The following is an 18,045-nucleotide window of genomic DNA, read 5'->3' as shown; positions in this document are numbered from 1 at the left end:
ATCCGTGTGCGGAATTACCGGTTGGATCGATTTTGAACGGGATTTAAGCGGGCAATCGGCAATTTTAAACAAGATGAACCAAACCCATGAGAAACGGGGCCCTGACGCCGAAGGGACCTGGATTTCCAAGCATGTTGCCTTGGGGCACCGCCGCTTGATCGTGATTGATCCGGAGGGGGGCACCCAGCCGATGATCAAAAGATTCGGCGATAATCAACTGGTGATCGTCTACAATGGTGAATTGTACAATATGCAGGAACTGAGACTCAAGTTGCTCTCGCTGGGTCATCATTTGCGAACCCGCTCCGACACCGAGTTGGTTTTGACGGCCTATGCCGAATGGGGGATGGATTGTCCGAAGTACTTAAACGGCATTTTTGCTTTTGCCGTTTGGGATGAACGGGAACAGCAACTGTTTATGGCGCGGGACCGCATCGGAGTAAAGCCGCTTTTTTATGCGCGTGTCGGCAGTTCTTTCCTGTTCGGTTCCGAGGTGAAGTCTTTACTTGCCCATCCGCTGGTGCGTCCGGTGATCGATGATGAGGGGATCGCCGAGGTACTGGCAATCGGCCCGGCCCGCACTCCGGGGTCAGGCATTTTTAAGGATGTAGAGGAACTTCGCCCCGGTTTCGCGATGAAGGTGGGACGCGACGGGGTTTTTGCCCGGCCCTATTGGGAACTGGTCAGCAAGCATCATGAAGATGACTTTGATACCACCGTTGACCGGGTGCGCGAGCTTTTTGCCGATGCGGTCAAACGGCAATTGGTATCGGATGTGCCGATTGGGACCATGTTGTCCGGGGGATTGGATTCCAGCGCGATTTCCGCCTGTGCCGCGCGTGTATTTGCAGAGGAAAACCGTGGCGTTCTCTCCACCTTTTCTGTCGACTATATCGATAATGACAAACATTTCAGCGTCAATGAATTTCAGCCGAATGCGGATGGCCCGTGGGCGCGACTGATGGCAGAACATATCGGTTCCGATCACCATATTGTGATGATTGACAATCATGAACTGTTCAGCCATATGAAAGAGGCCATGATCGCGCGGGATTTTCCGGGAATGGCTGATGTGGATGCTTCTCTTTTGCTCTTTTCCCGGGAAATAAAGAAGAAAATGACGGTGGTTTTGTCTGGAGAGTGCGCAGATGAGGTATTTGGCGGTTATCCCTGGTTCCATCGCGAGGAAATGGTGAATGCGGATACCTTCCCGTGGGCGCGGCTGGTGGAAAAGCGAATTCCCTTTATTTCCCCCGACATCGTCAGGCGAATCCGTCCGCTCGAATATGTGCAAACTCGCTATGAAGAAGCATTGGCGGAAGTTCCGCGCCTGTCGGAAGATAACGCCACGGAGGCACGGATGCGCGAACTGTTTTATTTAAATCTCACGCGCTGGATGCCGACCCTCCTTGATCGAAAAGACCGCATGAGCATGGCCTTTGGTCTGGAAGTGCGTGTGCCGTTTTGCGATCATCATTTGGTGGAATACGTCTGGAATGTACCTTGGGCGATGAAAGCGCACAATGGCAGGGAGAAAGGACTCCTCCGCCATGCGATGAAAGGCATCCTGCCGGATGAAGTGATCGAGCGCAAGAAGAGTCCCTACCCCAAAACGCATCATCCGGACTATTTGCGCATAATGCGGGAAAAGGTAAAACGTCTGGCTGAAGATCCGGCTTCCCCGCTCTTCCACCTGCTCGATCGGAAAGCAGTCCAAGAGTTTATCGAGCAAGATCTGACCAAGATTCACCTGCCGTGGTTCGGTCAACTGATGAACGTCCCTGCCTTGCTGGCTTATTGGTTACAGCTAAACGACTGGTTGACCGATTACCAGGTGGAAGTGCAGTAAAACCATCAAAACAAAAGAAGCGGGTCCTTCCGGCAGGAATCCTGCTTCTTTTGTCATCATCGCAGGGGAAGAGGTTGCGGACGGAACGCTCTTCATGTATAATTTTATAAAGAAATTTTATGCGCCCGTAGCTCAGCAGGATAGAGCAGCGGTTTCCTAAACCGCGTGTCGGAGGTTCGAGTCCTCTCGGGTGCGCCAACCTGGTAATGACGCGGATTTAACCGCTGATTTAAACCGCGTGGTTCCCTGCCGCCTAAACCGTGTGACACACGGGAAGAAAGGCGGTTATTTTTATGGGTGAAAACGGAAGCAAAAATGCGGATTGAAAATCGTTTATGCAAGCGTCCTGCCGGATTGGCTTTGTGTAAGTATATAGCAGATCAGGCGACCTTGCCAGATGACCGAGAATAGAAATGAAGTTAATTATAAAAAAATTCTGTATAAATCCGTTGACTTCCGTTGTCTAATTCATAAGAATAAGAATATACGTAAAATATAACCTCGACCACGTCACCGAATACAGCAGATCAAATCTTCAGGAGGCATCCGGTATGCTTAACATATTTGAGTGGTTGGCGATCTCTTATGAAAGGTGCCCGCGTTGCGGTGAAGGGGAGTTGCAGAAAACGAAGGACGGCTACGTAGTTTGTAGCGAATGTGGTTACGAAGAGTATGACGGCTAAGCTCAGGCGCCCGCGCTTTTTGCGGGTGTTTTCTTTTTTGACACAAGGAATAGTCGTTATGATATGGAATAGGTATTAGCATCCATGCACAAGGAGTCGAGCCAATGAAAACGGTAGACGCTTTTTTGAAAGGGTACAAACCCGCATTTTTGGAGGTTCCGAACCACAAGTACACCACGGAAAAATTGGATACGTTGTTGGCAAAATATCCGTATGTTGACGACAAGGCGTATGATTTGCTTGACGGAAAGGCATTTTATTTATTCTTTCAGGATGAAGCGTTGCGTACCCGTTTCCGAGCGGACATGGAGCGGACCGGGTTTACAAAAGGCGAGATTGACCGCGTCCTTGGGATTACACTGGGATTTCCGCCGAAATCAGTTGACTTCTACGTACGGATGATGACGGAAAAACGCAACGGGAACATTGAAGCGTATCAGCGGATGAAAAAACAAAAAGTCGGTATGGGTTATTGCGGCTGTTATTTTGGTTCGGGCGTGGCCGATTTTTTGGAAAATGCGCTTTGGTTGCTTGAACAATACCCCTTCCAGGAAGCGAAAGACGAGGGGATGTTTGTGCGCATAGGCTTGGAAGACCGGCTGCGGGTTCCCGTGAACAGTTACCGTCAACTGACGGAGTTTCACCAATACATATTGCAAAAAAGCAGTGCTATGCCTGTATAAGTTTCAATACAAAACGTACGGTGAACTGTCTGTATGGCAGTTATTTTTTTTTGCCTTGCATACATTGGCAAGTTCCCCAAATTCATGCTTAATATACGAATATAAGATTAGATACTTCATATGAGGAATAAGTTACAACTGCGTTATTACGATTAGCGGGGGCAGGGGGCGGGACAGAGAAAAAAAGCAATTGGTAGGCATCCCATCGGAAGGGTTATGAGAATGACCACAATATATTGTGGATACTGTGGATAAAGTTGTGGATATGTGGATATGTCTGTGGAAAAGTCCTGATACCATTGATAAAATAAGAACTTTTCTGTTGCATTGCATTTGAAAACTGGAAAATGTCTTTTGAAAGCTTCATAAAAACCCTTACATCCTTTATACTGAATGTAGTCTCTCTGTAAAGACAGGATATTTTTGGAGGATCGGAATGCGTCACGAAAAAGTGGATATGATTTTTCAAGCAGCTGTTGAGGTTTTTGCCGAAAGTGGATTTGACCAGGCCAAGATGGATGATATCGCGCAGGTGGCGGGGGTTGCGAAAGGTACGATCTATTACCATTTTAAGAGCAAGGAAGAAATGTTTATCGGGCTGATGAATGAGGGAATGCAGAAGCTGATCGACTGTGCGCGGAGAAATGTGGATTTGCACGAGTCACCGACGGAACAGCTAAAAGCATTGATCGCCAGCCATGTTCAGTTTTTCGTGCAAAACAGCAAGCTGGCCAAACTCTTGATCAATGAAGCATTTGGAACGAAGGAACGGCAGCGGCAGTTTCGTTTGAAAGTCCGCGACTATCTCGGGTTAATCGAAGCGGTGTTGATCAGAGGAATGGAGTGCGGGGAGTTTTTCATCAGTCAGCCGCAGGAAGTGGCGAACAGCATTTTTGGGTCGGCCAGTTTTGTCGTATTGCAAAAGATCTACAGTTTGGATGAGTTGACAGAGCAGGAGATTGAGGAAGCATCACCCGTCATGATTTCCACCCTGCATCAGATTCTGCTCGGAAGTATAACAAAATCGTCGCAATATTAGGCTGCTCTTCTCTTGCAATTTTGCAGGGGGAGAGTTATTATTTTTGTACTGACCAGTCAGTTCATAATGCGATGGGAGGGGTGCGGCCGATGAGGGCGAAACCTCATACCTTCGGCTTCAACGCCACCGACGATTTGCGGCGTCTTTGGGCAAACAAGCCGATGCGTCTGGCGCTGATCGGAATTTTGTTGATTCCGCTCGTCTACAGTTTTATTTATTTATCAGCCTTTTATGACCCTTACGCCAATTTGAATAAGCTGCCGGTGGCGGTGGTGAATGAGGACCGGGGGGCGGTGCAAGATGGTGAACCGGTTCATGCCGGTGCTGACCTGGTCGATGAACTGCGAAAAGATCACACAGTGAAATGGGAATTTGTCTCCCGTGAAAGAATGAATCAAGGATTGGCGAACGGGGAGTATTACCTCGGAATCGTGATTCCCCGTCAATTTTCAGCCAAGGCCGTATCCGTAAGCAGTCCCGAGCCGCTCAAAGGGGAACTGGAGTATGTCCATGATGAGAGCAATAACTACCTGACCGAAAAAATCGGCGATTCGATTCAAAAAACGCTGGTCAAAAACCTCGATGAAAAACTGACCCATGTCTACGTCAAGGCGATATTTGATTCGCTGGCCAATTCCACCCGGGATTTGGCCAAAGCTGCCGACGGGGCCGGCCAGTTGGCGGAAAAAACGGGTGAGGCGGCAGCTGGAGCGGGGAGAATGACCGATGGACTGAGAAAGCTTCAGGCGGCGGCTGTGGAAATGGAAAAGGGACAGCTTCGCATGCTGGCCGGGCTGAACGAATTGCATCAGCATGTGGCTCAAGCGAAGGAGCAAATCAATCAGTTGCCTTGGAAGAAGATCGATGAAGCACAATCCTTTGTTCACCAAGTCAATACGGTGATTCAGCAACTGGCGGAACAGCCGCTTCCAGATCCGGGTACAACCACGGCAATGCTGAAACAAAATGCAGAGCAAGCTTCCTTTTCTTCGCAAAAAGAAAAACAGGGGCTGGAAGCATCGCAAGCTTATCTTGACCAATTGGTGCGCCAGCATCCCGATTTGGCGGCAGACCGCGATTTTGCCAAATTGAAGGAATCGCTCGCGCAAGCTGGCCATTATCAGGCGGAAACCAGCGGAAAGTTGAATTCCGTTCAGGCCAAACTGCCCGAGATCGAAAAGGATTGGTCCCGAATTGTAAGCCTGCGCCGGCAAATCGCCGATCGTTCGCAAAAAATGACCGATCAATTTGATCGTGAAGTGGCGAAAATCAAGCAAATGCGAAGCGATGCGAACCGACTGGTTGACGGCGTGAACGCATTGGCTGCGGGAGCCGGCAAGTTGGCGGACGGTCAAAACCAGATGCTGGCAGGAGTGAAAAAGTTAAAAGCGGGCTCGGAGCAGTTGGCCGGCGGGCTGGAGAAAATCGGGCAAGGGCAAGCGCAGTTGGCGGACGGTTTGAATGAGGGTGTGCAGAAAGCGAAAAACGAGCTGCAAGGCGCTGGCAAAAAGGAAGAAGTGATTTCCGATCCGGTGCGGGTGAAAGAAACTTCCCTTCATCCGGTTCCGAACTATGCGACAGGGTTTGCACCTTATTTCATCTCGCTTTCTCTCTGGGTCGGGGCCATGCTCTTGTTTACCATTGTCGACCTGTACCGCGTCCTGAAGGACAAAGGGGAACCGTTATCGCTGACAGCGGGAGGACTGATCGGACTGGGTCAGGCGGCCATCCTCACTTCCGTACTGATGTTTGCGCTTGATCTCAAACCGGTGCGGCCGGGGTGGTTTATCCTGTTTGCGCTGGTGATGTCCGTCACCTTTATCGGCATCAACCAAATGTTGGTCGCGCTCCTGGGAAACGTGGGACGTTTTCTGTCGATTATCATTTTGATGTTGCAGTTGGCGTCCAGCGGAGGAACCTATCCGGTCGAGCTGTTGCCATCCTTCTTTAAAAGCATTCATCCCTACTTGCCGATGACCTACACGGTTCAGGGTTTGCGGATGGCGCTAACTAACGGGAATGTACAGGTGATCGTTCATGACCTCATTCTGTTGCTGATTGTGCTGGCCTTCTCCCTGGCGGTGACGCAAATTCATCTCCGCCTGGGCAAACCGATGATGAAAAAGGCGATTCTCAAATTGAAAAATGCATAAGCAAAAAAATCAGGCTTTCCTTTTTATCTTGGGGAGCCTGATTTTTTTTGGCACTCAATCATACGATAATAGCCGACGTGAATCTGTAAAAGTGAGAATTCATTTTGCGATTCTGCGTTTTGTCTGACATACCTTTCTTTATTCTGACATCGTGAGTTTCATCTCCGGTTTGTGAGGAGAAAGACGGAATGCTTTCTTTTATATTTTCAGTCTTTCACGCCGAAACTAATGAAGAATAAGGGAGCGGATTATCTATCAATGATAAATAACCTTATCACCTTTCTAAATCGTAATATTTACGATTTACAATTACCAGGCATCGGTATATAATGAGTAGGAAGTTTGACAGGGTGGGGAGCCCTTCTGACCGGAAATGGCTACAGATCACCGGAATCGGAATTAATCTGTTTAAAGGTGGAGTTTTTATGCGAAAAAAATGGTTGTCGATTTTGATGCTTGGGTCGGTATTCACCCTCATATTGTCCGGTTGTGGCAAGAGTGGAAACGTTGGGGCTCCGTCAGGAAAAATGCAAGTGGTCACAAGTATTTATCCATTGGAGGATTTTACCGAGAAGATCGGGGGCTCCCATGTACAAGTGACCAATCTGGTTCCGCCGGGAGTGGAGCCGCACGATTACGATCTCAAGCCCCGGGATTTGATGCTGCTTAGCCAGTCTGATCTCTTCATCTATAACGGGGCGGGTCTTGACCCTTACGCGGAGAAGGTGAAACAGTCCCTGGATCCGGAGAAGACGGAAGTGGTCAATGCAACCCGGCACATTCGTTTATTATCCCCGGAGGAGGAAGGGAAGCAAGGAGATGGCCACTCGGGAAGTTCACGTGACCCGCATGTATGGCTGGATCCGGTGCTTGCCAAACAGGAAGCCTTGGCGATCCGCGACGCTCTGATTGCCAAAGATCCCAAACACCGTGCTGATTATGAGAAAAATTACGAGCAGCTGGCCCGGCGCTTTGACCGGTTGAATCAGGAATTCAAAGAGTTGGCCGATAAGGCGCCGCAGAAGGAGTTTGCCGTTTCCCACGCCGCTTTCGGTTATCTGGCCAAACGGTACGGACTCCATCAGCTGGCGGTTTCCGGACTTTCTCCGGAGGATGAACCGAGTCCGCGGGAGTTGGAACAAATTATTCAGCAGCTGCGGGCACACCATATTCATGTCATCCTGTTTGAGACGCTGGTGAGCGGGAAGATTGCGGAAGTGGTGAAGCGGGATGTAAAAGCAGAAGCGGGTGTGCTCAATCCGATCGAAGGACTGACAAAGGAGGAAAAAGCCCAGGGGAAAGATTATTTCTCCCTCATGGAGGAGAATAAGATAAATTTGGCCAAAGCTCTGGGCGTATCCCGATGAGAGAAAATGTGGTTGAAATCAAAAATCTCCATTATTCTTATGAGGAACAGGCAGTGTTGGACGGAATTGATTTGACGGTGAAACAAGGGGAGTTCCTTGGGATTGTCGGACCGAACGGTTCGGGAAAATCCACTCTGGTCAAATGCATTCTCGGTTTGTTGAAGCCGCAGGCAGGTGAGGTGCTCCTCTTCGGCCAGCCGGTTCGCACGCTCGGGGAACGTAGCCGAATCGGATACGTTTCGCAAAAATCGAACAGCTTTAACAGCGGATTCCCCGCGACGGTAAGAGAAGTGGTTGCTTCCGGGCTGTATGGTTCACTCGGATTATTTCGCCGCATGAAAAAGCAGGACTGGGAAAAGGTGGAGGAAGTGATTGACCAAGTAGGGTTATCGGCGTTTCGGGATCAGAACATCGGCAAACTGTCCGGCGGGCAGCAGCAACGCGCCTTTATTGCCAGAGCATTGGTATCCGATCCCCGGCTGTTGGTGCTGGATGAGCCGACAGTGGGAATCGATGCCAAATCGACGGCACAGTTTTATGACCTGCTGGCCGTCTTGCACCGGGAGGAAGGATTGACTTTGCTCATGGTGACGCACGATCTCAGTGTCCTCTCTTCTCATGTCGACCGGGTGGCGTGCCTGAATAAACGGCTTACCTTCCACGGTCGGCCGGACGAATTTGAGCGCAAGCAAACAGAGATCTTGTCTGCCACTTACGGGCATGAGATCCAATTGGTCAGCCACGGACACTAAAAAGGTAAATTCAAAATTGGATAGGAGGGTAGTGCCGGGATCCGGGCACTCTTTTCGCTATGATTGAGATGCTGTTTCAGTTTGAATGGATGCGCAATGCATTGCTGGCGGGTGTTATGATCGGCTTGATTTCCCCGCTTGTCGGTGTTTACCTCGTGGTGAGGCGAATGTCCCTCATCGCCGATGCCTTGTCTCATGTCACTCTCTCGGGTGTGGCAGCCGGGCTGTTGCTGCAAAAGGATTTTGCCTGGGCCGGGTGGCTCAATCCGATTTATCTGGGCATGGTCTTTTCGGTGATCGGTTCCGTCTTTGTGGAACAACTGCGCCGTCTGTACCGCACCTTTCAGGAGATCGCCATTCCGATCATCCTCTCCGGCGGCGTCGGTTTGGGCGTTGTTCTGATCAGTGCGGCGAACGGGTTTAATGTTGACATCGCCGGTTACCTGTTCGGGAGCATTCTGGCGGTCGGCCGGCAGGAATTGCTGTTGATGGCGGTGGTCAGCGGCATTGTTCTTCTTTTTCTTCTTATCTTTTACAAGGAATTATTCGCACTTTCTTTTGATGAAGAACATGCATTCCTGACAGGGATTCCCCGCCGGTTGCTTAATTTCTTGTTTATCGTGGTGGTTGCCCTGGTGATCGCCGCTTCGATCCGCGTGGTCGGCATCCTGCTCGTTTCCGCTTTGATGACCATTCCGGTTGCTGCCAGTTTGCAGTTTACGAACAGTTTCCGCCAGACTTGTATTTGGTCGGTGATCTTTGCACAAATCGCTGTATTATGCGGCCTGTTTGCGGCTTACTATCTCAATTGGGCTTCGGGCGGAACAATCGTCCTTGTCTCCATCGTCATCTTTTTGCTCATTTTGCTCATCAAGAAATCACTTTTTCTATTTCGACGCCGAAAAATAGGTTAAAATAGTAGCGAGAACCCAAGAGAGGATTAACACAGGGGCGAGATACATGAATTTGCAAAAAGCGCTGGACCTGCTGAAGGAAAAAGGATATAAGAACACCGGGAAACGGGAGACGATTTTAAATATCTTTGCCGAGCAGCAGCGGTATTTGACCGCCAAAGAAGTGCTCGACCTGATGCAAGCTGATTTTCCGGGACTCAGCTTTGATACGGTTTACCGCAATCTGGCCTTGTTTGAAGAGCTGGGCATTGTCGAAGCAACGGAATGGAACGGGGAGCGCCGCTACCGGTTTCATTGCGGCGGAGAGCATCATCATCACCATATTATCTGCACGGAATGCGGCAGAACGCGTACGATCCACCTCTGTCCGATGAATGCCATTCTCGGTAACCCGGAAAATTTTGCGATTACCGGTCACAAGTTTGAAATCTATGGAGTTTGTTCCGATTGCGCACCCGGAACATCCTCCGCCCGACACTAGCAGATGCAGCAGATGGCTGGCCGGAGAGGTCAGCTTTTTTTATGGAGAAGGAGCGAACGACATCATGGATTATCAAACCTTTATGCGCGAAGCATTGGCAGAAGCAAAAAAAGCGGAAGAGATCGGGGAGGTGCCGATCGGTGCGGTCGTTGTCAGAAATGGTGAAGTGATCGGTCGCGGGCACAATTTGCGTGAGACGACTCATGATCCGACGGCGCATGCGGAGATCATCGCCATTCGTGAAGCGGCAGGGGCGGTCGGCGGATGGCGGTTGAATGACTGCGACTTGTACGTTACTTTGGAACCTTGCCCCATGTGTGCCGGGGCGATTCTCCAGGCGCGGATCGCCAACGTCATCTACGGGACAGCCGATCCGAAGGCGGGGTGTGCAGGAACTTTGATGAATCTGCTTGACGACGGGCGTTTTAATCACCAGACGGCGGTGGTTACCGATGTATTGCAGGAGGAGTGTGCTGCTCTCTTGTCCGATTTTTTCCGCAGGCTGCGGCAAAAACGAAAACTGGAGAAAGAAGCGGCACGGAATCGGACAAATGAGTAAAAATGGAACGGCCAATCCGGTATAATAAAAGAACCAGCACATGATGGAAGGGGGAAGAATCATTCGGCTGTTAAAGGATAACCGCATCCTGGTTTTGCTGATGGCGATTTTGGTCCCGCTGGCCGGGGAATTTAACATCCGGCCGTTCCATGACGACTACCGGGTCAGCTTCGGAATCCCCATCTTTTTCTTCTTTTTGTTCGTCATCCGCAAAATCCATCCGGTCATCTCCGGAGTGATTGTCGGGTTTGCCGTTCTCGTTCTGCGCATCTCCCTTGATTTTTTCAATTCGGTGCCGTTTGACTTTTTATTATCCGTACGAACTCATATTCCAGCCAGCATCTTTTATATCATTTATGGTCTTTTTTTTCATTTGGCGAAAATAAACCGTTTTCAACAGGAAGCCGAAGTGATCGGGTTTTTGGGGATGGGCGTGGAGATTGTCGCAAGTTTGAGCGAATTGGCATTGCGCCACTTTTTATCTGACGAACCGTTTTCCGTACCGATGGTCGGGAAGATTGTCCTGATTGCCTTTGTGCGCAACTTCTTTGTCCTCGGGGTGATCTTTAGCGTTTTTAAAGACAAAAAAGTGCAGGAAGATCAGAAAATCATGTTGGAATCCCATTTGTATGAAGTGAATATTCACCTGGAAAAGACGTTGCAATATGCTGATGAAATCACCAAGGACGGACAGGAGCTGTACCGGCGTCTGATGAGAATCGGGTCGGCTAGCGGTCATCCCGAAGTGATCCGCCATGCCCAGGATGTGCTGGGAATGGCCAAGAAAGTGCATGATATTAAACAGGATAATAAGCGGATCATCTCCATTCTGTCCAAGCTGCTGTCCAAAAAGAGCTCCCCGGACCGGATTCGGCTGGATGAACTCGGTTATATCGTCGTACGCGCCAATCAATACTATGCCGAAAAATTGAACAAAGAGATCCACATCTCTCTTGATACTGAAAATTGCGAACTATATATTGATGCGTTTACGGTTTTGTCCCTGATCAACAATTTGGTATCCAACAGCGTGGAAGCGATCGAAAAGAAAGGCATGATCCGCATTTCCCTTCGCCGCCGCAAGAACTGGCTGACCTTCACCATTGCGGACAATGGACCGGGCATCCAGGCCAAGCGGCTGCAACGCATATTTGAAGCGGGCTACACGACGAAACTCCTCGAGCGAAAAGATCCCTTTTCCGGACTGGGTTTATCTTACGTAAAAGAAGAAGTGCAAAAGCTGGGTGGGCGCATTGAAGTGCAAAAGCTGGGTGGGCGCATTGAAGTGAAAAGCTCCCCGGACCGGCGCGAAACGATTTTTACCATTCACTTGCCGGTTGAGCGGTTGTTAAGGGGGTGAGACGATGCGTTTTTATATCGTCGATGATGATAAAACCACCCGATGGATTTTGGCGGAAATTATTGAAGAAGGCGGTCTCGGAGAAGTGGTGGGTGAAGCGGAGAACGGTGCGCAGATCGACAGCAATCTGCTCAGGATGAAGCGGGTTGATATTCTTCTGATCGATCAGATGATGCCGGAGCGGGACGGCCTGGAAACGATACGGCAACTGCAGGATTTTCAAGGCAAAATCGTGATGATCTCCCAGTTCAGCAGCGAGGAGATCAAAGAAGAAGCGTATGCGCTCAAGATCGAATACTATATCACCAAACCGATTGTCCGAAATGAGGTAAACCGCATCCTGACCAATATTTGCGAGATGATCCGCAAAGAGGCTCTGATCCACAGCATTACCCAGGGGGTTCTGGGGTATCAGTCGGGCCGCCTGATGGAAGGGCAAAAAGGAAAATAGCCTGGACGAAGTCTGGCCGACGCGGGAAAAGCCATCTTGAAGGAACTGTCGATCAACAGCGAGAGCGGAAGTGCCGATCTGCTGGATATCCTGCGCATTCTTGAGCGAAATCAGGAACGGGCAGAGACGGAGTTTCCGATATTGAAGTCCCTGTTTCAGCAAGTGGCCGAGGAGCGGCTGGGCACAGCGAAAAAGGAGACCGAGATTGCCAAAGAAGTGAAGGCGATGGAGGCGCGCATTCGCCGGGCGATTATTCGGGCCATGCACTATATGGCTTATCTCGGCTCAGATGATTTTCACAATATTAACTTTGAGAACTATGCGCACCGCTACTTTGATCTGGAAGAGATTCATCGCCTGATCAAGGAAATGAAAAAGAGCAAAGGTGCGGTGAAAAGCAGCGAGATGAATCCACGGGTGCAGATGCGCAAATTTATCAGCAATCTGTATGAAGATGCCAGGATGATGGCGATGGAGTAAGCCTTTTCCCCGAGTGGGGAGAGGGCTGTTTTAATTTCATTTCCATTACTCGAAAAAGTGTGTCAAATTTTTGTACGTTTTTATAGGTTTTTGTAGGTTCATTTCTATAATAAAATTACCTTCTTCACCCCCGAAGAAGAAATGAGGGTGTTTTACACGGAGGGATGCCCCGTGAAACGGGAAGGTCTTTGGCGTGTACTTTTTATCGGTTTGGTCTTGGGAATGACGGCGGAGCAGTATCTGAATCAACACCCTTCGGCTCAAGGCTGTATCATCACTTTGTGGGATTTTTCGTTTGAAATGTTGAAAAGCATGGTATTGTCTGTTGTCGGCGTATTATATTGACCATTTTTTAACCTGATAAATACGAATATTCGGAGGTGCGCGTGTGAAACGGATTAGTCTGGCGTGGCAGATCCTGATCGGTTTGGTGCTTGGGATTGCAGTAGGAGCCGTCTTTTACGGGAATCCGGCTGTAGAAACCTATCTGCAGCCGGTGGGCGATATCTTTTTGCATCTGATTAAAATGATCGTCGTCCCGATTGTCTTCTCCACTTTGGTCGTCGGTGTTGCCGGGGTGGGGGATGTGAAGAAGCTGGGCAAGCTGGGCGGAAAAACGATTCTCTACTTTGAGATCATTACCACGATTGCGATCATCGTCGGCCTTCTCGTGGCCAATATCGTTCAGCCGGGTGACGGCGTGAATATGAAACAGCTGACGAAAACGGATATTCAGTCGTATGTGGATACGGCGAATCAGCAAAACACTCACAGCTTTGTCGACACCGTTGTCGGAATTGTCCCGACAAATCCGTTTGCCGCCTTTGCCAATGGCGACATGCTGGCCGTCATCTTTTTCTCCGTCATGTTCGGTTTGGCCGTTGCCGCCATCGGGGAAAGAGGAAAGCCGGTGCTGGCCTTTTTCAAAGGGGCGTCGGATGCGATGTTCTGGGTGACCAACAAGGTGATGCGGTTTGCCCCGTTCGGCGTGTTTGCCCTGATCGGGGTGACCATTTCCAAGTTCGGCATTCACTCTCTGGTTCCGCTGCTGAAACTGGTGTTGTCTGTTTACGGAGCCATGATCTTGTTTGTCGTCCTGATTCTTGGGCTCGTTGCCAAATTCGTCTGCAAGGTCAATCTGTGGACAATGATCAAAATCCTGAAAGACGAATTGATCCTGGCCTATTCCACCGCCAGTTCTGAAACCGTTCTCCCGCGCATCATGGAGAAAATGGAGAAATTCGGCTGTCCCAAATCGATCACTTCCTTTGTCATTCCGACCGGGTATTCGTTCAACCTGGACGGCTCCACTCTGTATCAGGCGCTGGCGGCTTTGTTTATCGCGCAGATGTATAATATTCATATGCCGATCGAAAAACAGATCATGCTCGTACTTGTCCTGATGCTAACCTCAAAAGGCATAGCCGGAGTTCCGGGCGTTTCCTTTGTCGTCTTGCTGGCAACCCTCGGTTCCGTGGGGATTCCCCTAGAAGGGCTCGCCTTTATCGCCGGTATCGACCGCATCCTTGATATGGGACGCACCGCCGTCAACGTTGTCGGCAACTCCCTTGCTGCAGTTGTCATCTCCACCTGGGAAAAACAATACGACCGGGAAAAGGGGAATGCCTACGCCCGAGGAGAAGGGGAAGCGGCGTAAGGAGCAAAGTGAAACCATTTCCCGCCACATTCTTCACCAAGGGAAAAAGGGCAAAAACTGTTTCTCCCCTGCCCTTTTTTCCTTGACTTTTTTTTATTTATCCTATAAAATGTTTTAGTGTCTGGTACTTCATATATATGGAGAGGTGTCCGAGTGGTCGAAGGAGGCGGTCTCGAAAACCGTTGTGCGGGGCAACTCGTACCGTGGGTTCGAATCCCACCCTCTCCGCCAAAACACAAGGGTTTCGCAAATGCGGAGCCCTTTTTGTTTTTCCGGAATCGGGGAACCTTCCGATGAACTTCTAATGTTAGTCAGCTAAAGTGTTTTGATTCGGAATATTGAAAAACCAAAATAAATGTTTATGCTTGGAGTAAAAACAAAGGAGTTGTTTTGATATGGCGCTCGTCAAATTGACTTGCGAGAAGATGGAAATGTCGTAAGGTCTTCAATCACTTAGAAAGATCGTAGAAGAGCGGAACCACAACTGACAAATTTGCCTTACCTTTTTAAATCAGAAGTTGATCAATTAATGTTGAAAGGGGACTAAATAATGAAGAGAAATACACCAGTTTTCTTAGAGTACACGATTTGTTTTATAAAAAGAGGAGATGAAATACTGCTTTTGAATCGGGAGTCTCCTTCTTGGATGGGCCGGTGGAATGGGTTGGGAGGAAAAATCGAAAATGGGGAGTCACCATTGGAATGCGTGCTGAGAGAAGTTTATGAAGAAGCGGAAATCCAACTTGAACATGCTGAATGTAAAGGAATCGTAAGTTGGACAAAAAGTGGAGGCAGTAAAGGTGGAATGTATGTGTTTGTGGCAGAGCTACCTGAAGCGATCCATTATGAAACCCCCAAAAAAACAGATGAAGGAATCATCGACTGGAAAGAGATCTCTTGGATCATTCACCCGGAAAACCGTGGCGTAGCGGCTCATATACCAAGTTTTCTTCCTAAAATACTGGAAGAAGACGGTCGTTATGAATATCAGTTTGTGTCCAAAGATGGGGAATTGATTTGTTACAAGACTATACCATTAGGTGAGATCTACTGACAGCAGTCATTCTCGAACGATGATTTGTAGAGGTCTTGATTATATCGCAATTTTCAATACAGGTTACCGAACCTTGCTTCTCTGGAGAAATGGAGTTTTAAAGAGAAGGAACACGACAAGAGTGTTTGTACACAAATGGGGAAAATATCAAGACAACGATATGTATAGATTGTTGAACAGTAAAGACTTCTTCAAATGTAATTTAGAGTTATGGGAATTGAAACTAACCGGGTGTAAATTATATCCCGGATTTTTTGTTTGGATTGAAGATGATATAGAGGTGATGATTCCCTGGTTATTGCTCGATAATTTTTCGATGGAATCTTTTTTGAAAAATAAAAGGAAATCTGAAGTATAGATAGAATTAGATATGGTGGTATTAAATTTTAAGCAATAAAAATAATTTTTATGCCAACTCAACAAATAGATTTTTAGTTATCATCATTAAGCTTTCATCGTATCTATTTGGATTTTCTTAAAAAATAGTGGACGCAAATTAGAATAAATAGATGGAGGTTGGAATAATGGCTAATGAATTAAATGATAAAAAAAATCCACTTAGTCCTGTTAGCTACAAGGTGCTCTATGGCGTATTAGAAGAAAAAATCCCTCAATTAGAAATTGTTCAGAAGGATGGAAATGTTCTTTTTGCAAAAAACTTGTATCGTTTATGCGAAGAAGTGGTTAAAAAGTTGTGTCCAAAGTTGTCTAATCAACTTTTTGCAGAGATGCATATGGATGAAACTGCGATCTTAATGAACCCCAAAAGTCAGCGTATGGGGTCATTATAAAAGTACGTTTTGATTATCCGAAGATATATATCACAAGTGAAGATGAAGAAAGCACACCAATTCAAACAAAGGAAGTTTTAGTGCCGGTAAAAGGAGGTCATATTAATGGTTGGCTTGTAAATACAAATTCATATCCAGCAAAGGAATTGAATCTAATCTATCACATTAGTGTTCAAGGGATCCCGCAGGAAGAGTATCTTGCTGGAAGACAACCTGGGAAAGAACGTTTTAAACAGGAAATAAATTTATCTGAGGAACAAGATGAAATCATCTTTCATCGAGTTTTTGAACATTTGTCGGCGTGTCCTAACGAACAAGTGATTGTCTATGTCCAAAATATTAATCGTATAGAAAAATTGAAGAATGGATTTATCCAACGCTATAGGCACACATTTGGGGAAGAAGCTGTAGAATTTCAACACTATATGGTGATCACCTCTCAATTGACTGCTAAAGCAAGAGAGAAAGCGATTCGGGCAACAGATCAGGTACGATGTGTATTTATGACAAGTTCAGCCTCCCGTGGTATTTCGTTTAAAAAAGCAACTAAAATCCTTGCTGTATTACAAACGTTTAGTATTGAGAGAGAACTCATGGAACAAATCCAACTCTATTATCGGATGAGAGGTGATACGGAATGGGATACAACAAAAGTCAAAGGAATTGAATTTTTTGTTGTAGATTCATACATTCATAATGAAGATGATGAGGAATGGCATAAAAGCAGAGCTGTAATACACTTGTTATCATTTTTGACGCTGGTTCGAGCTTGTTTAATGAGTCGAGTTTTTGGAAGGTCTATGATAGGAACACGATCATTTAGTGTAGTGCCGCTTGGAGGAAGAGGAATTTCCCCAGTAAAATACGGTTTGATTCAGGATGTAGTGGACAGTATAAAGCTTATTGCAAAAGAACTGGCCGGTAAAGAGCGCTTTGATTTGCTTCGTGAACTTAAACACGAATTTGATAATACGTTCGGTAGAATGAAGATAATGACAAATGCACAAATATTTCAGCCAGGATATACTGCAAAAAATATTTATCCACAATTTTTGCAGCGTGCTCGTCAAAATTTGTCTCATTTAATAGAGTTTCAACCATTTCAAACTTTTCTTTTCGCAAACGGAATGCTAATATTTCGCGTACCGGATGCCATTCGTGAACATGTTACATTTCTTGATGATTTACGAAAAAAACTGACTCATATCATTGAATTATTAAAGTTTGAACGTGAGAATCAAGGTAGGTTTCCAAATACATATGTAGAACATTCTCATGATGAAAAACGATATGTGGCGATTCCGGTTCTTGCTTTTACGATGTTTGAAGCATTGAGAGATTATGAACCGCAGGAAGGTGAAGAAACATTTTTAGATGTTCTTCATAGTCTAACTCGTATGTTTACGGATGTATCATCAGTAACTCCGATTTCTGGAAGGTACGAAAATATTCCATTTATTACGTTTAAAAGCGACGCTTTGGAAGAATCGTTCGAAAGTCTTTTTCAGCAGAATCACCTTTTGACATCGACGGAAACAAATATATTGAATTTACTACTTCTCGAGAAAATATAAACACTTTCATATTTAGATTTTGAGATGGTTTAGATAGAAAAAGAGCACCCAATTGGCTAGGTGCTCTTTTTAATCTTCCTCCTACTGTATCTCCACGCCCAATAGCGCAAATGCTTACTTATTGACCAGAGAAAATGCTCATTCGCACGTTGTATTAGGAATAGGGTGTTTATAAATGTTACCGCCGGTCTATAATTG

At 47.2% G+C, this 18,045-nt stretch carries 18 protein-coding genes and 2 tRNA genes; all 20 read left to right on the top strand.

Annotated elements, in window-relative coordinates:
* Window positions 1-4 precede the first annotated feature (4 nt).
* The 20 genes from asnB to JG50_RS0113220 all read left to right on the top strand — a co-directional run bounded on the left by asnB (window position 5) and on the right by JG50_RS0113220 (window position 17,847).
* On the top strand, window positions 5-1,849 hold the full coding sequence (gene asnB, locus JG50_RS0113305; RefSeq protein ID WP_033101607.1) for an asparagine synthase (glutamine-hydrolyzing): 1,845 nt from the start codon (window positions 5-7) through the stop codon (window positions 1,847-1,849).
* A gap of 121 nt (window positions 1,850-1,970) precedes the next feature.
* Window positions 1,971-2,047: transfer RNA gene (locus JG50_RS0113300), tRNA-Arg, on the top strand.
* A gap of 353 nt (window positions 2,048-2,400) precedes the next feature.
* The gene (locus JG50_RS20910) at window positions 2,401-2,532 is read left to right on the top strand and encodes a hypothetical protein (RefSeq protein WP_255517819.1); all 132 of its coding nucleotides are present in this window, start codon (window positions 2,401-2,403) and stop codon (window positions 2,530-2,532) included.
* Between the two features lie 104 nt (window positions 2,533-2,636).
* The gene (locus JG50_RS0113295) at window positions 2,637-3,215 is read left to right on the top strand and encodes a hypothetical protein (protein ID WP_033101606.1); all 579 of its coding nucleotides are present in this window, start codon (window positions 2,637-2,639) and stop codon (window positions 3,213-3,215) included.
* Between the two features lie 436 nt (window positions 3,216-3,651).
* Window positions 3,652-4,254, top strand: a complete 603-nt coding sequence (locus JG50_RS0113290) for a TetR/AcrR family transcriptional regulator (protein ID WP_033101605.1) — start codon at window positions 3,652-3,654, stop codon at window positions 4,252-4,254.
* An 89-nt stretch (window positions 4,255-4,343) separates the two neighbouring features.
* Window positions 4,344-6,407 carry a YhgE/Pip family protein gene (locus JG50_RS18925; protein WP_052154315.1) on the top strand — a complete coding sequence of 688 codons (2,064 nt, stop codon included), beginning with the start codon at window positions 4,344-4,346 and terminating at the stop codon, window positions 6,405-6,407.
* 425 nt (window positions 6,408-6,832) lie between these two features.
* Window positions 6,833-7,774, top strand: coding sequence for a metal ABC transporter substrate-binding protein (locus tag JG50_RS0113280; RefSeq protein ID WP_033101626.1), 942 nt, complete (start codon window positions 6,833-6,835; stop codon window positions 7,772-7,774).
* Window positions 7,771-8,526, top strand: a complete 756-nt coding sequence (locus JG50_RS0113275; RefSeq protein ID WP_033101604.1) for a metal ABC transporter ATP-binding protein — start codon at window positions 7,771-7,773, stop codon at window positions 8,524-8,526. The genes JG50_RS0113280 and JG50_RS0113275 overlap by 4 nt, the downstream gene beginning before the upstream one ends.
* A gap of 59 nt (window positions 8,527-8,585) precedes the next feature.
* On the top strand, window positions 8,586-9,440 hold the full coding sequence (locus tag JG50_RS0113270; RefSeq protein ID WP_033101603.1) for a metal ABC transporter permease: 855 nt from the start codon (window positions 8,586-8,588) through the stop codon (window positions 9,438-9,440).
* 46 nt (window positions 9,441-9,486) lie between these two features.
* A complete protein-coding gene (locus JG50_RS0113265; protein ID WP_033101602.1) occupies window positions 9,487-9,921 on the top strand; it encodes a Fur family transcriptional regulator in 435 nt (144 codons plus the stop codon).
* Window positions 9,922-9,985: 64 nt separating this feature from the next.
* Complete coding sequence (gene tadA / locus JG50_RS0113260; RefSeq protein WP_052154313.1) at window positions 9,986-10,480, top strand: tRNA adenosine(34) deaminase TadA; 495 nt, start codon at window positions 9,986-9,988, stop codon at window positions 10,478-10,480.
* Between the two features lie 40 nt (window positions 10,481-10,520).
* A complete protein-coding gene (locus JG50_RS0113255) occupies window positions 10,521-11,840 on the top strand; it encodes an ATP-binding protein (RefSeq protein ID WP_052154312.1) in 1,320 nt (439 codons plus the stop codon).
* 4 nt (window positions 11,841-11,844) lie between these two features.
* The gene (locus JG50_RS18920) at window positions 11,845-12,291 is read left to right on the top strand and encodes a response regulator (protein WP_052154311.1); all 447 of its coding nucleotides are present in this window, start codon (window positions 11,845-11,847) and stop codon (window positions 12,289-12,291) included.
* Window positions 12,292-12,327: 36 nt separating this feature from the next.
* Window positions 12,328-12,771, top strand: a complete 444-nt coding sequence (locus tag JG50_RS18915; RefSeq protein ID WP_052154310.1) for a DNA-binding domain-containing protein — start codon at window positions 12,328-12,330, stop codon at window positions 12,769-12,771.
* Window positions 12,772-12,942: 171 nt separating this feature from the next.
* Window positions 12,943-13,116, top strand: coding sequence for a hypothetical protein (locus tag JG50_RS20160; protein ID WP_160173877.1), 174 nt, complete (start codon window positions 12,943-12,945; stop codon window positions 13,114-13,116).
* Window positions 13,117-13,159: 43 nt separating this feature from the next.
* Window positions 13,160-14,428 (top strand): cation:dicarboxylate symporter family transporter, encoded by a 1,269-nt coding sequence (locus JG50_RS0113245; RefSeq protein WP_033101601.1) that lies wholly within the window; start codon window positions 13,160-13,162, stop codon window positions 14,426-14,428.
* 139 nt (window positions 14,429-14,567) lie between these two features.
* Window positions 14,568-14,659: transfer RNA gene (locus JG50_RS0113240), tRNA-Ser, on the top strand.
* A 319-nt stretch (window positions 14,660-14,978) separates the two neighbouring features.
* Complete coding sequence (locus JG50_RS0113235; RefSeq protein ID WP_033101600.1) at window positions 14,979-15,482, top strand: NUDIX hydrolase; 504 nt, start codon at window positions 14,979-14,981, stop codon at window positions 15,480-15,482.
* Between the two features lie 524 nt (window positions 15,483-16,006).
* Window positions 16,007-16,273 carry a hypothetical protein gene (locus tag JG50_RS0113225; RefSeq protein ID WP_033101598.1) on the top strand — a complete coding sequence of 89 codons (267 nt, stop codon included), beginning with the start codon at window positions 16,007-16,009 and terminating at the stop codon, window positions 16,271-16,273.
* A gap of 80 nt (window positions 16,274-16,353) precedes the next feature.
* Window positions 16,354-17,847 carry a helicase-related protein gene (locus tag JG50_RS0113220; RefSeq protein ID WP_033101597.1) on the top strand — a complete coding sequence of 498 codons (1,494 nt, stop codon included), beginning with the start codon at window positions 16,354-16,356 and terminating at the stop codon, window positions 17,845-17,847.
* Window positions 17,848-18,045: the final 198 nt, after the last annotated feature.

This window comes from Thermoactinomyces daqus, assembly GCF_000763315.1.
Taxonomy (GTDB): Bacteria; Bacillota; Bacilli; order Thermoactinomycetales; family Thermoactinomycetaceae; genus Thermoactinomyces_A; species Thermoactinomyces_A daqus.
Note: the sequence above shows the minus strand (reverse complement) of the source record. Positions and strands in the feature narration are given on the sequence as shown.